This is a genomic window from Peptoniphilus phoceensis, from assembly GCF_001517665.2.
GTDB lineage: Bacteria > Bacillota > Clostridia > Tissierellales > Peptoniphilaceae > Peptoniphilus_A > Peptoniphilus_A timonensis.
On sequence record NZ_LN999806.1, the window covers coordinates 100,783 to 118,600 of the forward strand.

Annotated in this window: 15 protein-coding genes; 3 read left to right on the forward strand and 12 right to left on the reverse strand. The window is 33.6% G+C overall.

Translation table 11 applies throughout. From position 1 onward, the window contains the following. Positions 1 to 39: 39 nt before the first annotated feature. From BN3657_RS00560 to BN3657_RS00575, 4 genes are all read right to left on the reverse strand, one after another. Positions 40 to 2,148 carry a pilin N-terminal domain-containing protein gene (locus BN3657_RS00560; RefSeq protein WP_062551345.1) on the reverse strand — a complete coding sequence of 703 codons (2,109 nt, stop codon included), beginning with the start codon at positions 2,146 to 2,148 and terminating at the stop codon, positions 40 to 42. Positions 2,149 to 2,997: 849 nt separating this feature from the next. Further along, a complete protein-coding gene (locus BN3657_RS00565; protein ID WP_062551346.1) occupies positions 2,998 to 4,251 on the reverse strand; it encodes an ABC transporter permease in 1,254 nt (417 codons plus the stop codon). Then, positions 4,251 to 4,934: an ABC transporter ATP-binding protein gene (locus BN3657_RS00570; RefSeq protein WP_019138890.1), complete on the reverse strand. Its 684-nt coding sequence runs from the start codon at positions 4,932 to 4,934 to the stop codon at positions 4,251 to 4,253. Before BN3657_RS00570 ends, BN3657_RS00565 begins: the two co-directional genes overlap by 1 nt. Continuing rightward, entirely contained in the window at positions 4,924 to 6,936 is a 2,013-nt protein-coding gene (locus tag BN3657_RS00575) for an efflux RND transporter periplasmic adaptor subunit (protein WP_062551347.1), read from the reverse strand. The genes BN3657_RS00570 and BN3657_RS00575 overlap by 11 nt, the downstream gene beginning before the upstream one ends. Before the next feature lie 181 nt (positions 6,937 to 7,117). On the opposite strand from BN3657_RS00575, the gene BN3657_RS00580 reads away from it, so the two are divergent. Then, positions 7,118 to 8,416 (forward strand): Na+/H+ antiporter NhaC family protein, encoded by a 1,299-nt coding sequence (locus BN3657_RS00580; RefSeq protein WP_062551348.1) that lies wholly within the window; start codon positions 7,118 to 7,120, stop codon positions 8,414 to 8,416. A gap of 164 nt (positions 8,417 to 8,580) precedes the next feature. Here BN3657_RS00580 and BN3657_RS00585 read toward each other — a convergent pair whose 3' ends face one another. From BN3657_RS00585 to BN3657_RS00600, 4 genes are read right to left on the reverse strand one after another with little or no spacing between them, the layout of a single operon-like run. Next, complete coding sequence (locus tag BN3657_RS00585) at positions 8,581 to 9,225, reverse strand: ABC transporter permease (RefSeq protein WP_062551349.1); 645 nt, start codon at positions 9,223 to 9,225, stop codon at positions 8,581 to 8,583. After that, positions 9,218 to 10,195: an osmoprotectant ABC transporter substrate-binding protein gene (locus tag BN3657_RS00590; protein WP_062551350.1), complete on the reverse strand. Its 978-nt coding sequence runs from the start codon at positions 10,193 to 10,195 to the stop codon at positions 9,218 to 9,220. Before BN3657_RS00590 ends, BN3657_RS00585 begins: the two co-directional genes overlap by 8 nt. Next, positions 10,195 to 10,830, reverse strand: coding sequence for an ABC transporter permease (locus BN3657_RS00595; protein WP_019138897.1), 636 nt, complete (start codon positions 10,828 to 10,830; stop codon positions 10,195 to 10,197). Before BN3657_RS00595 ends, BN3657_RS00590 begins: the two co-directional genes overlap by 1 nt. Then, positions 10,823 to 12,043 carry an ABC transporter ATP-binding protein gene (locus tag BN3657_RS00600; RefSeq protein ID WP_019138898.1) on the reverse strand — a complete coding sequence of 407 codons (1,221 nt, stop codon included), beginning with the start codon at positions 12,041 to 12,043 and terminating at the stop codon, positions 10,823 to 10,825. Before BN3657_RS00600 ends, BN3657_RS00595 begins: the two co-directional genes overlap by 8 nt. 140 nt (positions 12,044 to 12,183) lie before the next feature. On the opposite strand from BN3657_RS00600, the gene BN3657_RS00605 reads away from it, so the two are divergent. After that, on the forward strand, positions 12,184 to 12,561 hold the full coding sequence (locus tag BN3657_RS00605) for an encapsulin-associated ferritin-like protein (RefSeq protein WP_062551351.1): 378 nt from the start codon (positions 12,184 to 12,186) through the stop codon (positions 12,559 to 12,561). Between the two features lie 58 nt (positions 12,562 to 12,619). Here BN3657_RS00605 and BN3657_RS00610 read toward each other — a convergent pair whose 3' ends face one another. Genes BN3657_RS00610 through BN3657_RS00625 form a run of 4 tightly spaced genes read right to left on the reverse strand, consistent with a single transcriptional unit; the run spans position 12,620 to position 16,660 of the window. Further along, positions 12,620 to 13,831, reverse strand: coding sequence for an AI-2E family transporter (locus BN3657_RS00610; RefSeq protein ID WP_062551352.1), 1,212 nt, complete (start codon positions 13,829 to 13,831; stop codon positions 12,620 to 12,622). Positions 13,832 to 13,850: 19 nt separating this feature from the next. Then, positions 13,851 to 14,309 carry a hypothetical protein gene (locus BN3657_RS00615; RefSeq protein ID WP_062551353.1) on the reverse strand — a complete coding sequence of 153 codons (459 nt, stop codon included), beginning with the start codon at positions 14,307 to 14,309 and terminating at the stop codon, positions 13,851 to 13,853. Positions 14,310 to 14,311: 2 nt separating this feature from the next. After that, positions 14,312 to 15,178 (reverse strand): radical SAM protein, encoded by an 867-nt coding sequence (locus tag BN3657_RS00620; RefSeq protein WP_062551354.1) that lies wholly within the window; start codon positions 15,176 to 15,178, stop codon positions 14,312 to 14,314. 27 nt (positions 15,179 to 15,205) lie between these two features. Continuing rightward, positions 15,206 to 16,660 carry a nicotinate phosphoribosyltransferase gene (locus BN3657_RS00625; protein WP_062551355.1) on the reverse strand — a complete coding sequence of 485 codons (1,455 nt, stop codon included), beginning with the start codon at positions 16,658 to 16,660 and terminating at the stop codon, positions 15,206 to 15,208. A gap of 277 nt (positions 16,661 to 16,937) precedes the next feature. Here BN3657_RS00625 and BN3657_RS00630 point away from each other — a divergent pair, with 277 nt between their 5' ends. Then, positions 16,938 to 17,756: a tRNA lysidine(34) synthetase gene (locus tag BN3657_RS00630; RefSeq protein WP_062551356.1), complete on the forward strand. Its 819-nt coding sequence runs from the start codon at positions 16,938 to 16,940 to the stop codon at positions 17,754 to 17,756. Positions 17,757 to 17,818: the final 62 nt, after the last annotated feature.

A 17,818-nucleotide genomic window follows, 5' to 3' on the forward strand; every position in this document is an offset into this window, starting at 1 on the left:
ATAATTAATAATTCAAATTGTACTTGAGTTAAAAACTAATTAGTTTTCTTCAACTCTGTTTTTCTTCATTGCAATTACAGCTCCACTCATAAGAGCGATACCTGCTACTGCAAAGATAGCTGTACCAATACCACCAGTTTGTGGAATAGTAACTTTCTTGTTGACTACTTTTTGTCCGTAGTGTTGAGTTTCGCCATCTTGTAATTCTTTTTCATATTTGAATTCAGTTGTTTCTCCAGCGTAAGTTCCTGCTGCAACATTAAATTCAACATCGCCTTGAAGTTTTGCAAATCCTTCTGGTGCCTTAGTTTCTTCTAAATACCATTTTCCTGCATTTAGTCCAGTAATTTCAAATTTACCATCAGCATCAGAGATAAGTCTTACAACGTTAGCATCTGTTTTATTATCAACTAATTCATATTGACCAGCTGCTTCTCTAAATGCTTTGTTATAAGCTTCTTGTGCTACTCTTACTTGTTCAATAGCTGCAGTTCCTTTTTCGCCTTTTTGTTCTTCAGCAGTAAGTGCATTGTATGCAGTTACTTTTTCATCTAATGTAGCTTTTGCTGCTGCTACAGCTGCTTTGTCTTTTGCGATTTCTGTATCAGCTTTGTAAGCTAAATATTTTCCATTTCCATCTTTAACAAGGAATTCTGCTCCTGCAAGTCTTTCGTCTTGTCCGTCAACCTTAACAAATCTCTTACCATAAGTTACAACTTTTGGTTCAGATGGGTTAAGTGGCTTTGGATTGTCGTTGTCTTTGTTATTCTTAATTACAACAACGCCGTTTTCAAAAGATACATATTCAGGTTCATATCCTGAAACTCTTTCCTTTACTACATAAGTTTTATTATCATCAAGTCCAGTAAATGTATGGTTAAATGAATTAGCTGCATCATTTTCATTATATCTCTTTGTTACAGAGTCAACTTCTTTTAAAGTTTCTCCATCTTTTTCATAAAGAGTATAAACAACTACTGCTGTCTTATCAGCTTCAGTTACTGTTTGATCTCCGTCAGCCCAAGATTTTTCAACCTTGATTTCTTTGTTATTAGGTTGTCCTTCTTTAGGTGTGCTTTCAGGTCTTCCTTTGTGACCATAGTCAAGTGCAACATCATTTGTTTCAGGTTTTTCTACTTCTGCTTTACCGTTAAGAGTTGCAGAGTATTCAAATCTAATTGTAACTTCTTGAGTCTTAGCTGCTGCTGCTATTTTGTTAAGACCAGTTTCAGTGAATTTTACAGTGTATCCTCTAGAATCTTCTTCTACAGTGTAATCACCATCTGCTAGTGCATTTTCTCCAGTCATTTGAGCTGAAGTAACTTTTAATGTTCCCTTATTGTAAGTAAGACCATCAGACATAGCATCTGTCCATTTTAATAGTTTGTAGTCAGCTTGTTTAGGAACTTTAGTTTCTACTTGGTATTCAACTACATCGCCAACTTTACGATCAACTGTATCTTTAGTTCTTTGGTTGTCGTCAAGTTTGATATCTGTATCAGTTGCACCTTTTGTATCTTCTTTAAAGTTCTTGTCAATTTTAGGTGCGTCTTCAGTGTTCTTTGGATAAACGTGTGCGTTTTCAATAACACCAGTTTCATTTACCATTGGAAGTGTTAGGTAAACTGGAACTGCATACATACCAGTTAAAGTTTTTCCATCTTCTCCCTTGTAAGTAGATTTTTCTTTTACTTCAAGGATTCTGTAATTACCTTTTTCTAGTTTGCTTGTGTCAAAGTTTACGCCATCATCAGTTGTTAATTTACCATAAGCTTCATCAATGTTTGCAGCTTTTGTGCCGTCTTCTTTAACATATTCCCAGTTTTCGTCTGCTTTTTCATCGTCAGCGTTAACTAGTGGAGATACTTGTTTTTGCCAAACAAAATATACTCCTGCGATTTGTTTTTGACCTGCACCAAAGTATGCATCCATGTTTTGGATTTGGTTACCATCATACTTTGTTCCGTCAATTCCTACTTGCTTACCATCTTTGCCGAATTTTTCAGCATTGTCTGATGTCAATAACATTTTGTGAACAGTAACAGAATTAGTTTCTTGTCCTTCTGCAGCAAGTGCGCTAAAAGGCATAACTAAAATCCCCATAACCATTACAAAAGCCATTAACAATGAGATTAGTCTTTTGTTCATATCTCTCTCTCCTTTTATAATATTTAGAGGGGTTTTTCTTGAAAATGATTTCTGCTAAAGTTTACTCCCTCTATACAGAATAATCATACCCCTTTGTGATGAGATTTGCAATAGTTTTTTAATAAAAGTATTCGTTTTTTTATATGGGTCTGGCTAAAAAATCCTCTTGAAAACTAAAATTGTATTTATAAAATACAATTATTCACGGAGAGTAACGGGCAGACTATTCGGATTTAGTCTACATTATTAATTTTTATTTATGTTTATTTTTGACCAAGTTTTACTTTCCTTTCTATTTAATAATTTTTATCTTTCTTAAATATAGTAAATATAAGGTTTTCCCCTTTCACGTTTATAAAATTTAATATTTTGCAATTTTATTCTATAGCTTTTTTCTATAGATGTTTTCTTTTTCTTCTATAGCTTGAAATTCAGGCTCTCATGCTTTTTTAGAAATTAATATTTTTATTTTTTTATAAAAAATTTTTAATATTTTTTTCTATTTTTTTATTTATTTTGCAATTTATGTAATATTGGATTAATAATTCTTTTATTTTTAAGATAATCTGTCTTTTAATCTTTTCTTTTCTAAGCTTTATATTTTTAAAATTCTTTCTATATATATAGCCTAAAAAATACAATAGTTTTTTTAATCGAATTTTTAAAATAAATTTAATTTTTACTTTGCAATCCTTTACCAATTTTTGATTTTATTTTTACTTAAAAGAGCAATAAAAAATGCACTGTTTTAATAACAATGCATTTTCCTTCTATTATATTGTGTTTTTAATTCGTATTAATTATATTTATTTTATGTCAATTCTCCATATAATTTTAAAGTCCAAAATTCTATTCGTATCTCAAGGCTTCTATTGGGTCTAGTTTTGCTGCCTTGTTGGCTGGATAATAGCCAAAGAAAATTCCTATTAGCATAGAGAAACCTACGGCAACTACAATTGATCCTATTGAAGGGAAGGTCTGTGCCTTTAAGAGATTCGAGCCCACAAGTCCTATTATTGTACCAAGGATAATACCAAAGATTCCACCAATTATGCAAATTATAACTGATTCGATTATAAATTGTTTTCGGATATCTCCTCTTGTCGCTCCCAGTGCCTTTCTTATTCCAATTTCTTTTGTTCTTTCTGTTACAGAAACTAGAAGTATATTCATTACTCCAATTCCTCCAACTAAAAGGGATATGGCAGCAATTGCTCCTATGGCTATTTGGATTGAGCCCATAGCATTATTCATCTGTGATATTTCGCTTTTGGCTGAATAATAGGCTGCTTCTGCACGAGGATTGTTGGAATAAAATTTTTCATTTATTTCATTGCAAATTGCCTCTGCATCTTCTTCTATGGTATCTGGATTTGTCAGTGTCATTGCCAAGTCGTAGTATACAGTTCTCGGTTCTGTCAAAAGTTCTCTATCTCCAGTTGTCCTTGGAATATAGATAGTTGAGCTAGATCCATTTAGGGACTGACCCATGACTTGCATCTCTTCGTATTCATAGATGCCAATTATTGTGGCAACAATTAGTTTTCCATTTGTTTCGATTTTTACTTCTTTACCTAAAACCTCTGGTGCCGATGTTTTATAAATTTCGTCTAGGACTTTATCAGATATTACTGCAACGAGTTTGCCACGAGCTATGTCTTCGTCTTTTAAAAATCTTCCAGAAATCATTTTTAATTTAAATATATTTTTTTCTCCAGGAGATGTAGCAGTTATAGAAACTGTTTCCTTGTTTCTTCCTTCTTTTACATAGCCTTGTCCACCTTCTCCGTGATAGATAAGTTCATCTATTCTCTTGCCTTTTTGTGACTCAAGATAATTTATTATGTTTTCTGTAAAGTAATCATTTTCACTCAACTCGCCACCATCGTAATCTGCATTTTTTGGTTTGACATACATTTGGACTGCTGTGTTGGCAATGGAGTCAAAGGCCTTGTTGACAGATTTTGTGAGAGAATCTCCTATTGTCGTGATCCCAATAACTGATCCTATGCCGATTATTATGCCTAGCATAGTCAAAAAGGATCTCAGTTTATTTGACCTAAGTCCCTCTAGGGAGAGTTTTATTGTTTCTAATAAATCCATTAAATCTCCTCCAAAAGTCCATCAGTCATCTTGTAAATTCTGCCAGCTTCTTCTGCCAATTCCATGTTGTGAGTTATGATTATTATTGTTCTCTTTTCTTCTTTGTTTAGCTTGTGAAATAAATCCATGACATTTCTGCCAGTTTTGGAATCAAGGGCTCCTGTTGGTTCGTCTGCCAAGATTATGTCTGGGTTATTTGCCATGGATCTTGCTATGGCAACTCTTTGTTTTTGTCCACCAGATAGTTCGTTGGGCAAGTGGTCCATTCTGTCTTTCATCTCAACTATTTCAAGAAGTTTTTCTGCTCTTTCTGTTCTTTCTTTTTTTGAAACTCCTGCATAAGTCATGGGAAGTTCCACGTTTTTTAGGGCATTGGATCTTGGGATTAGGTTAAAGTTTTGAAAGACAAAGCCAATTTTTTTGGATCTGTAGGCAGAAAGTTCGCTGTCCTTTAATTTTGATATGTCCACTCCATTTAATTCATAATATCCAGAAGTTTGTCTGTCCAAAAGCCCAATGATGTTCATAAGTGTTGATTTTCCAGAACCCGACTGACCTACAACTGATACAAAATCGCCGTCATTTACATCAAAGTTTATGCCATGAAGGATTTCAAGTTCATTTTCTTTTCCTATATTAAAGGACTTTTTTATGCCCTCCATTTTTATTAGATTATTGGTCATTTTTATCCTTCTCTTTATTCTCTGTATTTTCAAGAATTTTTACCTGACTGCCTTCTCCATAACCAGCTGATGTGGATAGTACTTTTGATCCTTCTTTTAGGTCCTTTGACTTTATGGCAGTTTCGGCATCATTTTCTAGTCCTCTTGTGACTTCAACTTTTTCGATTTGATAGTTATCCTTGCCAGCTTCTTTTAGGGCTAGGACATAGGATTTTCCATCTCTATCAAAGATGGCTTCACTTGGGACTTTGAAGGTATCTTTTTCTTCGCTAATGATATATTTTACTCTTAGGCTCATGCCTGGAGAGAATTTTTCTTCCTGACCTTCTTCTATTTCTATGACAGTCTTGTAAAGGACTTCGCCAGTTTTGTTTTCTTGGGAGGCTTCCATTGGCACTGGGTCTATGGAAATTACTTTTCCCTTGTAAACTTCTCCCACAATGGAATCTGATGTAATTTCAACTTGTGTTCCCACGCTTATAGAATTTTTGTCATATTCTTTTACTTGAGATTCTATTCTCAGGCTTTCTACTGTTTCGATTTTGGCAAGGGCAGCTGTTGGAACTTGTCCTTCTTTGGCATTTACTTCTGTTATTGTTCCGTCTGCTGGTGCTTTTATCAAAACTTTTTCCAATTCTTCTGTTAGGTTTTCGATTTCCACGCTGTCTAAGTTATTTGCACTTGCCTTGGCTGTCTTTAAGTTGTCTTGAAGTCCAGAGATTTCATTTTCCACTTGAGTTTTTGTGGATTCAAGGTTCTTCTTGGCATTTTCATAATTATTTTTTGCAGTGTCAAGATTTTGTGCAAGAGTCTTTAATTCGTCATCACGAGATTTTTGTGCCTTTAAGACCTTATCTGCATCTGCGTAGATGTCTTCTTTTGCCTTATCCACTTCGAGTTTTGTGGAGTCAACTTGTTTTCTTTGTCCTTCCAATTCTTTTTCTATGGCGTCAGCTTCAGATTCGTATTTTTGTTCATCTGCTTTGGCAGTGGCAAGGTCTTCAGAAATTCTATTTACTTCAAGTTCTATTTCTGTTTGTTCTCTTGTGAGATCTTTTATGTCTTCTTTTAGATTCTTTATGTCTTCTTCTAGCTTCTCTATTTCTTCTTTTATTTTTTCTGGATCAACATTTTCATTCTTATCAGCTGTTTTTCCTCCAGTAGGCATTGAAATTTGCCCTTGTTTTTCTGCTATTTGGGACTGTTTTTCACTAATTTCAATGCCTATTTCAGTCAAATCTCTCTTGGCATTATCCAATTGATTTTGAAGATAATTTTTTTGCCTTGAAGAACTTATGGCAAGGGCTCTATTTTCAGCAACTTTATTTCTATTAGAATCCATATCTTCTTGTAACTGCTTGTATTTTAAGTCTGTCGCTTCTTCTTGATAAGCTAGGTTTTCCCTTGTGTTTCTCTCTGCAACAATGCCTTGATTGTATCTTTCGTCAATACTTCTCTTAAAATCATCGTAGGATTTTTGTGCTGCAAGATATTGGTCCATTGCTTGAGTCAAACTTGTTTCAGCAGCAACTATTGCGGGGTTTTTGCCAGAGTTTTTTCCACTTACTGCTTCAGATAATCTCTTTTTGGCAGCAGATATTTGTGCAGAGACATTTTTGTCTGTGGCTTCCTTTTGTGCCTTTCTAGCCTTTAGCTGTTGCTCAAGACTTGATGAATCAAGTTTTGCTATGACATCGCCTTTCTTAACTTTGTCGCCCACTTTTACATTTACTTCTGTAACTGGCAAAGTCTTTTCAGAAAAAACTTCCACAGAATTTGATGGCACGACTTTTCCCTTTTCACTCACTGAGTTTGTCAAATCGCCCTTAGTTAGGCTTACAACTTGATTTTTGGAAATCCCCTCAGCATCTTTTCCAGATATTTTCGCAAAAATTGGCTTTAATATCAAGAAAAGGAGCAGTGCTAAGATAAGTCCTGCAATTATTTTATTTCTTTTATTTTTTAAAATTAAGTTTTTCGTACTTATGTAAAAATTTTTCATATCTACCTCCAAGCATCATTATATAGTAAATTTCTCACAAATTACAATAGAAAAGACTTGTATAAATCCTTAAAAATATATTAAAAAATCCTTAAATTCTCTTGTAAGCTTTAGCTCATTAATTATACAATATAAGTTATAAAGATAAAATTAAGCTATAATAATTTTGGGGGGGATTAGAGTGTTAGAATATTTTATCTTACTATTATTCATGGTAAATTTATTTCTTGCAATTATTTTTGATATATCAATTGTCCTTGCCCTCTTTGCAAATTTAATGCTCTTAATATTTTATGCTTTTATCAAAGACTACAAATTAAAAGAAATATTTGAAATGGTCTATCAAGGTCTTTTGGAGACCAAGACAATTCTCTTTGTCTTTATTTTAATAGGAATGATAACTGGAATTTGGCGACTATCTGGCACTATCGCCTACATAATTTATTATGGGACAGGACTAATTTCTCCCAAGTTTTTTTATGTTGGAGTTTTTATATTTAACTCCCTAATTTCACTTTTGACAGGGACAAGCCTTGGAACTGCTTCCACTTCTGGAATAATTTCTATGTCAATTTCAACAGCAATGAATTTTAATCCACTGATAAGTGGAGGTGCAATTTTATCTGGTTGTTATTTTGGAGATAGGTCATCGCCAATGTCCACTTCTGCCCTTTTAGTTGCGACACTGACAAAGACAGACCTCTATGAAAATTTAAAAAACATGTTTAGGACTTGTGTGATTCCACTTATTTTAACTTTAATTAGTTTTCAGATTTTTAACTTCGGAAGTGAGGCAGAGCTTAATTATGACAGCTTAAAATCAATTGCAGATATGTTTAATTTTAATTTTTTATTAATTATTCCAACTCTTTCTATTATTCTTCTTGCAATTTTAAAAGTTGATATAAGGTTAAATCTAATAATTTCTATTGTCCTATCTATAATTTTTGCAGTAATATTTCAAGATATGGGCCTAGGAGAAATTTTTAGAGCTTTAATTTTTGGTTTTCACATAGATTCTGAAATTGGAAGGCTCATAAATGGTGGAGGTCTTCTCTCCATGAAAAAAATGCTTTTGATAGTTGGAATTTCTTCTGGCTACTTTGGTTTTTTCAAACACACAGATCTTTTGATGTCTATAAAAAAATATGTAAATAAAATGTTTGAAATTTTGCCAGACATGGTGGTCATGTCCTTAATTTCTCTTATAATTGCAGCTTTTTCTGCCAACCAAACTCTAACTTCTATGATAACTTATGAAATGGCAAGGGAAAATTATGAGGATCCCTATAAACTTGCCTTGGATTTGGAAAATTCTGCAATAATGACTCCTCTCTACATACCTTGGAACATAACAGGAAGAAGTCCCATGGAGTTGGTGGGAGGTCCAATTTCTGCAATCCTATTTTCCTTTTACCACCACTATATAGTCTTGGTAAACACAATAATTTCTATAAGGAATTTTAAGAAAAACAAATAAAATTTTTTTACCTTACACTTTCGCTTTAATTTTTAATTTTTAAAGCGAACTTGTAAAGTTTGTCTAAAAATTTTATGTGAGGGCATAAAAATAACTCAGAAGAATTCTCCTGAGTTATCTTTTTTATTAGCCAAATTTTTATTTCTCAAAAAATTTATAGGCTCTTATACTTTTGTAAAGCTTCTTGGTTTAAGTTTATTTTCTATTGCTCCCAAGATAAAGTCTGCTAAAACTGCCATCAAAGCTGTTGGAATAGCTCCTGCAATTATTATAGGAGATCCATTTGCCACTGTGATTCCTCTTGTAATTATATCTCCAAGTCCTCCTGCTCCTATAAAGGTTCCCACTGCTGTGACACCTATGGCAAGGACTAGGGCATTTCTTATTCCACCCATGATTATGGAAACGGCAAGGGGAAATTCTACTTTTGTCATTAGCTGAATTTTTGTCATACCCATGCCAGTTGCTGCGTCAACTAATTCTGGTGTAACTGAATTTATTCCACCAACTGTGTTTTTCAAAATTGGAAGAATTGCGTACAAAAATACTGCAAAGACCACTGTGTTTGGTCCAGTTCCAATTAAAAACATAAGTATGGCAAGCATGGCAAGGGAAGGGATTGTCTGCATTACATTGGCAATACTAATTGTAAGTCTTGATAGTTTTCTTCTTCTTGCTACGAAAAATCCAAGGGGAATTGCCACTAATGATGCGAACAAAACTCCGTAAATGGATATGAGAAAATGCCTAATAAATTGTTCAAAGACATAGGATGCATTCTCCATATAATATAATATTACATCAGACATTTTTTCCTCCTTCCGCTAATTCTTTGTATTCTTTAATTTTATTTTTATCGACTTTTACATCTTCAAAATAATTATTTTCTTTTAAGAAGTTTTCTGCCACTACTGAAGGCATAATCAAATCTTCATCTGCTTGTCTATTTAATTCTTGCATAGTTTCTGATGAGATTTGTCCCACAAGTTTCATAATTGATTCTTCAACTTCTGGATATTTTTCGACTATTGCCTTTGATGCTACTGGCGAACAATCATAAGGTGGGAAAAGTCTTTTATCATCTTCTAAGACAACTAAGTCATAAGATGAAATTTTCCCATCAGTGGAATATCCAAGGACTACGTCCATTTCTCCACTGGCAAGGGCTGTATAAACAAGTCCTATGTCCATGGGATAGACTGTGTCAAAGGAAAATCCATAAATTTCTTGAAAGGCCTTGTATCCGTCGCCTTCTCTTTTAATCCAAGCAGTGTCAACTCCTACTTTTGTCTTGTCTTTTATTTTTTCTAGGTCAGAAACTGTTTTAAGATTATTTTCTTCTGCAAACTTTTTAGTAACCATGAAAGCATAAGTGTTGTCAAATCCAAAGGATGGGTACCAATATCTTTCCCATCTCTTGTAATATTCTTCCATTACAACTTTTTCTGCTTCTTTTGGATCTTTTATTGGATCCATGCCAAGTTCACCACTTAGTGCTGTTCCTGTATACATGGCACCAACAACATTTACATCACCCTTTAACATGGCTATGTGATTTAAAACAGATGATGATAGGTTGGTTATTAGTGAAACATCAAGCTCTGTGTCGTGTTCTATCATTTGTTTTACAACTTCACCTAAAATTTGTCTTTCTGTGTTGGATCCAGTTGCCACTACTACAGAAGTTTTTGTGTTGCCACCAATTCCTGGTAGGGTACAAGATGTTAAAAAGATTGGCAAAATTATAAAAATCAAAAGATATTTTTTTAATTTTTTCATCATGCCACCTCACTTTTTTTGTCTGGAGATAGTTTATCCTCTAGGATTCCAAATAATAGGTCCACAATTATTGCCATAAGTGTTACTGGGATTGTTCCCCAAACTACCATTGGCATAATTGCATTTGTAAGTCCATTAAAGATAAAATCTCCAAGTCCACCTGCTCCTACATAGGCAGCAAGAGTTGTCCAAGCAAGGACATAAACTGCTGAAAGTCTAATTCCACCCATGATAACTGGCATTGCCATAGGAATTTGAACTTTAAATAAAACTTGAGAAGGAGTCATTCCCATTCCTTTTGCTGCGTCAATTAGATTTTCATTTACTCCATCTATTCCAAGATAAGTGTTTCTCAAAATTGGAAGAAGAGAGTAGATAAAAAGTGAAACTATAGCTGGCCTTTTCCCAACTCCAAAAAGTGGAATCATAAGAGCCAAAAGGGCAAAGGAAGGAACTGTTTGTAGCACTGAAGCTATTGCCATGACAATTTTTGCTGCTTGCTTTGATTTATTTAAAAGTATTCCCAGTGGAACTGCCACAAGGATCCCAAAAGCAAGGGAAATTGCTGCAATAAAAAGATGCTCCATAGATTTTGTCAGGATTTCTCCGCTGTTATTTATTAAAAAATCAATCATTTTCATCACCTATTTTCTTAGGTGACTCACCTGATGCATCCTTCATAAGTTCAGACAAGTTGTCCTCTTCAAAAATTTCTTCCTCTTCTTCCTCTTCTTCATTTTCCCAAAGATTTGTATAAATTGTATCTACAACTGATGCCCTTGTCACTAGTCCAACAAGTTTATTTTCATCATCTACAACAGGAAGATTTTTTATGTCGAGATTATAAATGTCGCGAATGGCATTCATAATAACTGTGTCTTTATCTATGGCATAGACCTTATCCATTACTTCTTCAAGAGATTTTATATTTTTACCGAACTTTCCTATGTCAAACATGCCAACTGATCCAAGTAGATGTCCCTCATCGTCTGTAACGAAAATTGTATCTACTCTTTTCTTTCTCATAAGGGCAAGGGCATCGTAAGTTGACCTTTCCTTTGGAAGAGAAACTGGATTTTTTAACATTATTGTTTCAACAGTCCTATAAGATGTTTTTGCTTCGTTTAATTTTTCTTGACCAAGCATATCTTCTACATACTTTGATTTTGGATTTTTAAGTATATTTTCTGGAGTGTCAAATTGTTCAACGTGACCCTTTTTCATAATTACAATTCTATCTGCAAGTGATAGGGCTTCGTCCATATCGTGGGAAACAAAGACAATAGTCTTTCCCATTTCTTTTTGAAGTCTTTTTACAAGTTTTTGTAGGGCATCTCTTGTTATTGGGTCAAGGGCACCAAAGGGTTCGTCCATTAAAATTATGTCTTGGTCTGCTGCAAGAGCTCTTATAACTCCAATTCTCTGTTGTTGTCCACCAGATAATTCTGATGGGTATTTATCTAAGTAAGATAGTGGCAAGTCCACCTTTTCGATTAGGTTTTCTGCAATAGGTCTTAATTTTTCTTCGTCCCACTTCAAAAGTCTTGGGACAAGAACTATGTTATCGTAAACTGTCATATGTGGAAGGAGTCCAATTTGTTGGATTACATAACCAATTTGTCTTCTAAGATCAACTGGGTCCATGTCCTTTATGCTGACGCCGTTTATGAGAATTTCTCCACTAGTTATATCGTTCATCCTATTTATCATTCTCATGCAAGTAGTCTTTCCCGATCCACTGGCTCCAATAAAGCATATAAATTCGCCGTCTTTAAATTTTAAATTTATATTTTCCGCTGCAACCTGATTACCGGGGTAGATTTTGCTGACATTTTTAAATTCAATCATTAATAATCTCTCCTTTTCATCAACTAACTAAATCTATTATACCCCAAAAGTCATACTTTCAAAAATTTTTGACTTCATACTTTATTTTGTTAGTGCTATAATTTATTTGTAAGATGTTATTATTTGTTAAGGAGGTTATTATGGCTAACGATTATCATGAACCGGCTAGTGAAATGACAAAAAAGTCTAGAGAAATTATTAGGGCGATTAACTCACTAAAAGAAGAAATAGAAGCAGTGGACTGGTACTACCAAAGAGTTGCTGTTACTGACGACAAGGAATTAAAGGAAATCATGTGGCACAATGCTGAAGAAGAAATTGAACACGCAATGATGACACTTGAATGGTTACGTCGCAACCAAGAAGGCTGGGACGAACAAATGAGAACTTACTTATTCTGCGAAGGTAGCATTATGGAAGCAGAAGAAAATAAAAAAGAAGAAGAGGACGAAGATAAAAAAGAAGATAAAAAGGAAGACAAAAAATCAAAAAAGACAACAAAAAAGAAAAGTAAATAAGATTTTTAAATCAAAAAACTGCTTGGGTTTATTTCTCCAAGCAGTTTTATTTTTTATTTTAAATTTTTTTCATCCTAAGATCTAAGTTCTTTTCATCAATTTTGTACTCTGTGTATTCTTTTATCAAGGCATAAATAGTTGATGCTAGTGGTATAAATGCCCACATGCCAACTACTCCAAATAGAGATCCACCAATAGTTATAGCTACAAGAGTCCAAAGGGATGGAAGTCCAACTTCTTTTCCCACAAGTTTTGGATAAACAAGATTTGATTCAATTTGTTGTAAGATTACAATTAGGATAATAAAGGCAAGACCCTTTGTTGGATCTTCTATTACAATCATGACAAAGGCCATGGCTCCTCCAAGGAAGGGACCAATTATTGGCACAAGATCTGTAACTCCAATTATTACTCCAAGAGTCGCCGCATTTGGCATCCTCAATATTAAACTACATATAAAAGTTGCAATTCCAATAAAAGTTGCTACTGTAAGTTGTCCCCTTATGAAACCAAAAAAGTTTTCGTGAAGAAGGTGGAAAACATGAATTATTTTGTTTGCAACTTTGTTGTCAAAGCATGAGTAACAAATTCTTGTTGCTTGATAGCCAAGTCTTTCTTTTTCTGCCAATACATAGATAGATGTTATAAGGGCAAGGAAGAAAGAAACAAGTCCACCAACAATACTTGATGCAGTTGAAAGTGCAGAGTTAAGTATATATGATGACTTTTCGTCTGATTTTACAAAACTCTTTGCCTTGTTAAAAATTTCATTCCAAGACAAGTTGTCATATTCAGCTTGCAATTTGTCTGAATAGTTATTTAGATAAGGGATTTGTCTTGTCTTATCTATTGCCATTTGCAAGAAACTTGGAAGGGACTTTCTAAGTTCGTTAAAGGAATTTATAAGTTGTGGCACTATTATTGCACTAATTAAAAATATAAGAAGTATTAATACAATAAAGGAAAGGGCAATTGATATTGACCTCTTGTGTTTTTGAAATTTTTCATTTTTAATTTTGTCAAAAACTTTTCTTTCCAAAAAGTTTAGGGGTATTTTCATTATAAAAGCAATTACTCCACCTAAGATAAAGGGAGCACAAATTCCTATGAATACGCCTAAGCCAGAAAATATAATTCCACTATTTCTAAATAAGTATGCCACAAATAAAAGGGCAAGTCCCAACAAAAATATTTTCTTGTAGACATCAGTTTTAAAAGATAATTTTGATGTCAATTTATTTTTTTCTTTTATTTCTCTTTCTTCTTCCATTTTTCACCTCAATTTGAAACTACAAGTCAAAGTAGTCTTCAAAAAATTGTCTTTCTATATTTTTTGTCCTATTTAAGTAAATCTCTAAGTAATCATAAAATAAGGATCCAGGTCCTATTTTATTAGATTTATTTTTGTCTTCTGCATTTATATAATTTATGCGAGGAAGAGGGAGATTGTCGCCCCTTTTCCTCTTATTTTTATTTTCTTCAAAATCTTTTGGATTTACTTCAATAATAATTTCGAAATTCTTATTGTTAGCTTCATCCTTGTCCTTAAAAATGTAGTCTATGTCAAGTTTTTCTTTTTTCTTGGAAGAAGAACTATCAAGGGGGATGAGATATCTAACAGGATTTAGGGCAAGAGATTTTTCTTCATTTTCTTCTGTAAAAGAAATGACACCAGAGTTAATATCTCTAGAAAAATTATCATTTTTTTGCCTTTTTTCATCCTTATTTTCAAAATTTTTATTTTTCAATTTTAAAATCCTCTCAATACGTCAGGTCTAAAAGACTTTTTCTTTAAAGTTTTTTCTATGGCCTTTATTAGATCTTCTCTATCTTCATTTAAATTGCCAGCGAGGAGTACATAATTGGAAGCGTGATTTGACCTAAAGACAGTTCCTTCTGAGTCCACATTTTCCAAAAATATTTTCATCTCTTCTAGGATCTCTCCTGCATCTGGCATCTTAAATTTACCAGTCACATAATCTTCATAAAGCGGAGTATTTTTGTAAATTCTCATTGTGAGGTACCCCAAAAAGTCAGGTTTTGTTTCGGAAACTAGTTTTGCAGTTCCAACTGCATTTTTTTCCATTCCCTCTACTCCACCAAGACCTGCAATTATTGTGACAGAAGTTTTAAATCCTGCTTCCTTTGCCTTTTTCATGGCAGTGACATATTCGTCATAAGTTATACCCTTTTGAATTTCCTTTAAGAGATCTTCATCTCCTGTTTCAAAACCAATGTAGAGCATTTCGAGTCCTTCTTCTCTTAAAGTTTTTAATTCTTCTAGGGACTTTCTATTTATATCCTGAGCTGTTGCATAGGAAGAAACCCTCTTTACATTGGGATAATATTTTTTTATTGTCCTTAGGATTTCGACTAAGTCCTCTGTCTTTAAAACAAGGGCATCTCCATCTGCCAAGAAGATTCTCTCAAAATAATCTCCATAGGAGGACATTTCGATTAAATCCTTTTTTATATCTTCAAGGGGTCTTATCCTAAAATCATCTTCCTTGTACATGTAGCAAAAAGTACAGTTGTTGTGTGAACAACCCACTGTAGCCTGAACTATTAGTGACCTTGCCTCACTTGGCGGTCTAAAAACATTTCCGTAATACTGCATATAACTTCCCTTTCTTTTTTCATCCTATTAGTTTTTACCGTGCTTCTTCAAAAGTTCATCCTTTAATTTCCAAAGTTTTTCTGACAAGTCAACGATGTATTCATTTGGATTGTCAAGTCTTTTTGTTTCTTCCCAAAGAGTGTCAAGTTCTCTTTCTGCTCTTTCCTTTATCTCTTCAAGACTTGGCAGGTCATAAACAAGTTCACCCTTGTCATAAATTTGTACAAGAACCTTTTTGGCTGTGTAGTCGCTTAAAGTTTTCCTCTTCCAAGTGTAAACTGGATGGAAAATTTCATAATTGTCCTCAGGAATTTCTTCATCCCTTAGGGCGATTACATCTGCCATGGCTTTTCCAGTTTCATTTTCATAAAATCTATAAAGTTCTTTAAAACCTGGTGTAGTTATTTTTGCCACATTTTCAGAAATTTTAATCTTTGGAATAATTTTTCCATCATCATTTACTGTGGCAACAAGTTTATAAACTCCACCAAAAACTGGAGATGACTTTGATGTTATAAGTCTTTCGCCAACTCCAAAGGAATCAAGTTTTGCCCCTTGGTGAAGGATTGTCCTTATTGTGTATTCGTCAAGAGAATTTGATGCCATAATTTGTGCATCAGGATAACCTGCATCATCTAACATTTTTCTAGCCTTGTTGGAAATATAAGTTATATCCCCAGAGTCAATTCTTATTCCCTTAGGTCTAAATCCACGCGGAACAACTTCTTCGTCAAAGACTTTTATTGCATTTGGGATCCCCTCTTTTAAAGTGTCGTAAGTGTCAACAAGAAGAAGGCAGTTGTCTGGATAAACTCTAGCAAAGGCTCTAAAGGCTTCTAATTCTGTGTCAAACATTTGAACCCAAGAGTGTGCCATTGTGCCAAGAGCAGGAACTCCAAACATTTTATCTGATAAAGTGTTGGCTGTACCTGCACAACCTCCAATATAAGCTGCCCTTGCTCCAAGATTTGCAGCAGAGTAACCTTGTGCTCTTCTTGATCCAAATTCTACTACTGGTCTTCCCTTAGCTTGTCTAACAATTCTTGATGCCTTAGTTGCAATCATAGATTGGTGATTTAAAGTTAAGAGAACCATAGTTTCAAGCATTTGAGCTTGGATAGCTGGACCTCTCACTGTTAAAAGTGGTTCGCCTGGGAAAGCAAGTGTTCCTTCTGGCATTGCCCAAACATCACATACAAATTTAAAATCTTTTAGGTAAGCTAAAAATTCTTCGTCAAAAATATTCTTACTTCTTAAAAATTCTATGTCTTCATCAGAAAAATGAAGATTTCCCATGTACTCGATTAATTGTTCAAGTCCTGCAACTATTGTGTATTCTCCATTGTCAGGTACTTCTCTGAAGAACATGTCGAAGATGACAATTTTATCTCTCATTTCTTCTTTAAAAAATCCATTTGCCATTGTAAGTTCATAAAAATCAACAAGCAAAGTGAGGTTTTTCTTTACATTATAATTTACCATTTTATACTTCCTTTTCTTTTTTTAGCTCACGCTTCTTATAGTTAAATTACATAAATTATATCACAAAGGAGATATTTTTTATAATTTAAGTCTTTCTTATCCTATATATTCCCAAAATTATTTTTATAAAATTCTACTTGTGTTATAATTTTTAAGCAAAACTTTATAGGAGTCTTGATTTTAATAAAAGATTTTAGATTTTTTTAGGCTTTATTTATTTAAAAATTAGTAAATAACTGTGATATAATGAAAATAGATTGATGAAGGTGAAATATTTTTGGAAACAATAAAAAGTGTTGTGGACATAGAGAGGTCCCTCATAAAAACTTACAGAAGAGATATTTATAAAAAATTTGTCCAAGGGGTTAATAAATATGAAATGATTAGCCCAGGCGACAAGGTTGCTGTTGCTATATCAGGTGGCAAGGATTCTCTTACTCTTGCAAAATTAATGCAAGAATTAAAAAGACACAATAAGGTGCCCTTTGACCTTGAATTTATAGCAATGGATCCTGGTTATCTTCCTGAAAACAGAAAAAGACTTGAATACAACTGTGAAAAACTGGGCATACCTGTTAAGGTTCACGATTCCGATGTCTTTTCTGTGGCTGAAAAAATGTCAGAAGGTGGATCAACTTGTTACATGTGTGCAAGGATGCGTCGAGGTAATTTATACAACAGAGCACAAGAACTTGGTTGTAACAAACTTGCTCTTGGCCATCACTTTGATGATGTAATAGAAACTGTTCTACTTAACATTATTTACGCTGGCGATTTTAAAACAATGATGCCAAAGTTAAAGTCAAAAAACTTTGAAGGACTTGAACTCATTAGACCAATGTATCTTGTAAAGGAAGAAGCAATAATAAGGTTTATGAAATCAACTGGTCTATCTGCTCTTGATTGTGCCTGCACTGTTACCCAAAAGAAATCTGGCAACAAGAGATTTTTTATAAAAGAACTTATTGAAGAACTAAAAAAAGAAAATAAAAACGTGGATATAAATCTCTTGCGTGCAACAGAAAATGTAAATATGGAACAAATTTTAGGCTACAAGGAAAAGGGAGAAAGACACGACTTTTTAGAATTTTACTAAAATCAAAATTATTCTAAAGTTCTGATTTTTATTGGGATTATGGGGTATTAAATTACTTATAG

What these genes read in the sequence shown, in the direction of transcription:
- BN3657_RS00610 (WP_062551352.1), bottom strand. Translation starts at nt 13,831, where the DNA reads ATGGAAGAAGAAAGAGAAATAAAAGAAAAAAATAAATTGACATCAAAA.
- BN3657_RS00595 (WP_019138897.1), bottom strand. Translation starts at nt 10,830, where the DNA reads ATGATTGATTTTTTAATAAATAACAGCGGAGAAATCCTGACAAAATCT.
- BN3657_RS00600 (WP_019138898.1), bottom strand. Translation starts at nt 12,043, where the DNA reads ATGATTGAATTTAAAAATGTCAGCAAAATCTACCCCGGTAATCAGGTT.
- BN3657_RS00570 (WP_019138890.1), bottom strand. Translation starts at nt 4,934, where the DNA reads ATGACCAATAATCTAATAAAAATGGAGGGCATAAAAAAGTCCTTTAAT.
- BN3657_RS00590 (WP_062551350.1), bottom strand. Translation starts at nt 10,195, where the DNA reads ATGAAAAAATTAAAAAAATATCTTTTGATTTTTATAATTTTGCCAATC.
- BN3657_RS00605 (WP_062551351.1), top strand. Translation starts at nt 12,184, where the DNA reads ATGGCTAACGATTATCATGAACCGGCTAGTGAAATGACAAAAAAGTCT.
- BN3657_RS00560 (WP_062551345.1), bottom strand. Translation starts at nt 2,148, where the DNA reads ATGAACAAAAGACTAATCTCATTGTTAATGGCTTTTGTAATGGTTATG.
- BN3657_RS00620 (WP_062551354.1), bottom strand. Translation starts at nt 15,178, where the DNA reads ATGCAGTATTACGGAAATGTTTTTAGACCGCCAAGTGAGGCAAGGTCA.
- BN3657_RS00585 (WP_062551349.1), bottom strand. Translation starts at nt 9,225, where the DNA reads ATGTCTGATGTAATATTATATTATATGGAGAATGCATCCTATGTCTTT.
- BN3657_RS00565 (WP_062551346.1), bottom strand. Translation starts at nt 4,251, where the DNA reads ATGGATTTATTAGAAACAATAAAACTCTCCCTAGAGGGACTTAGGTCA.
- BN3657_RS00625 (WP_062551355.1), bottom strand. Translation starts at nt 16,660, where the DNA reads ATGGTAAATTATAATGTAAAGAAAAACCTCACTTTGCTTGTTGATTTT.
- BN3657_RS00575 (WP_062551347.1), bottom strand. Translation starts at nt 6,936, where the DNA reads ATGAAAAATTTTTACATAAGTACGAAAAACTTAATTTTAAAAAATAAA.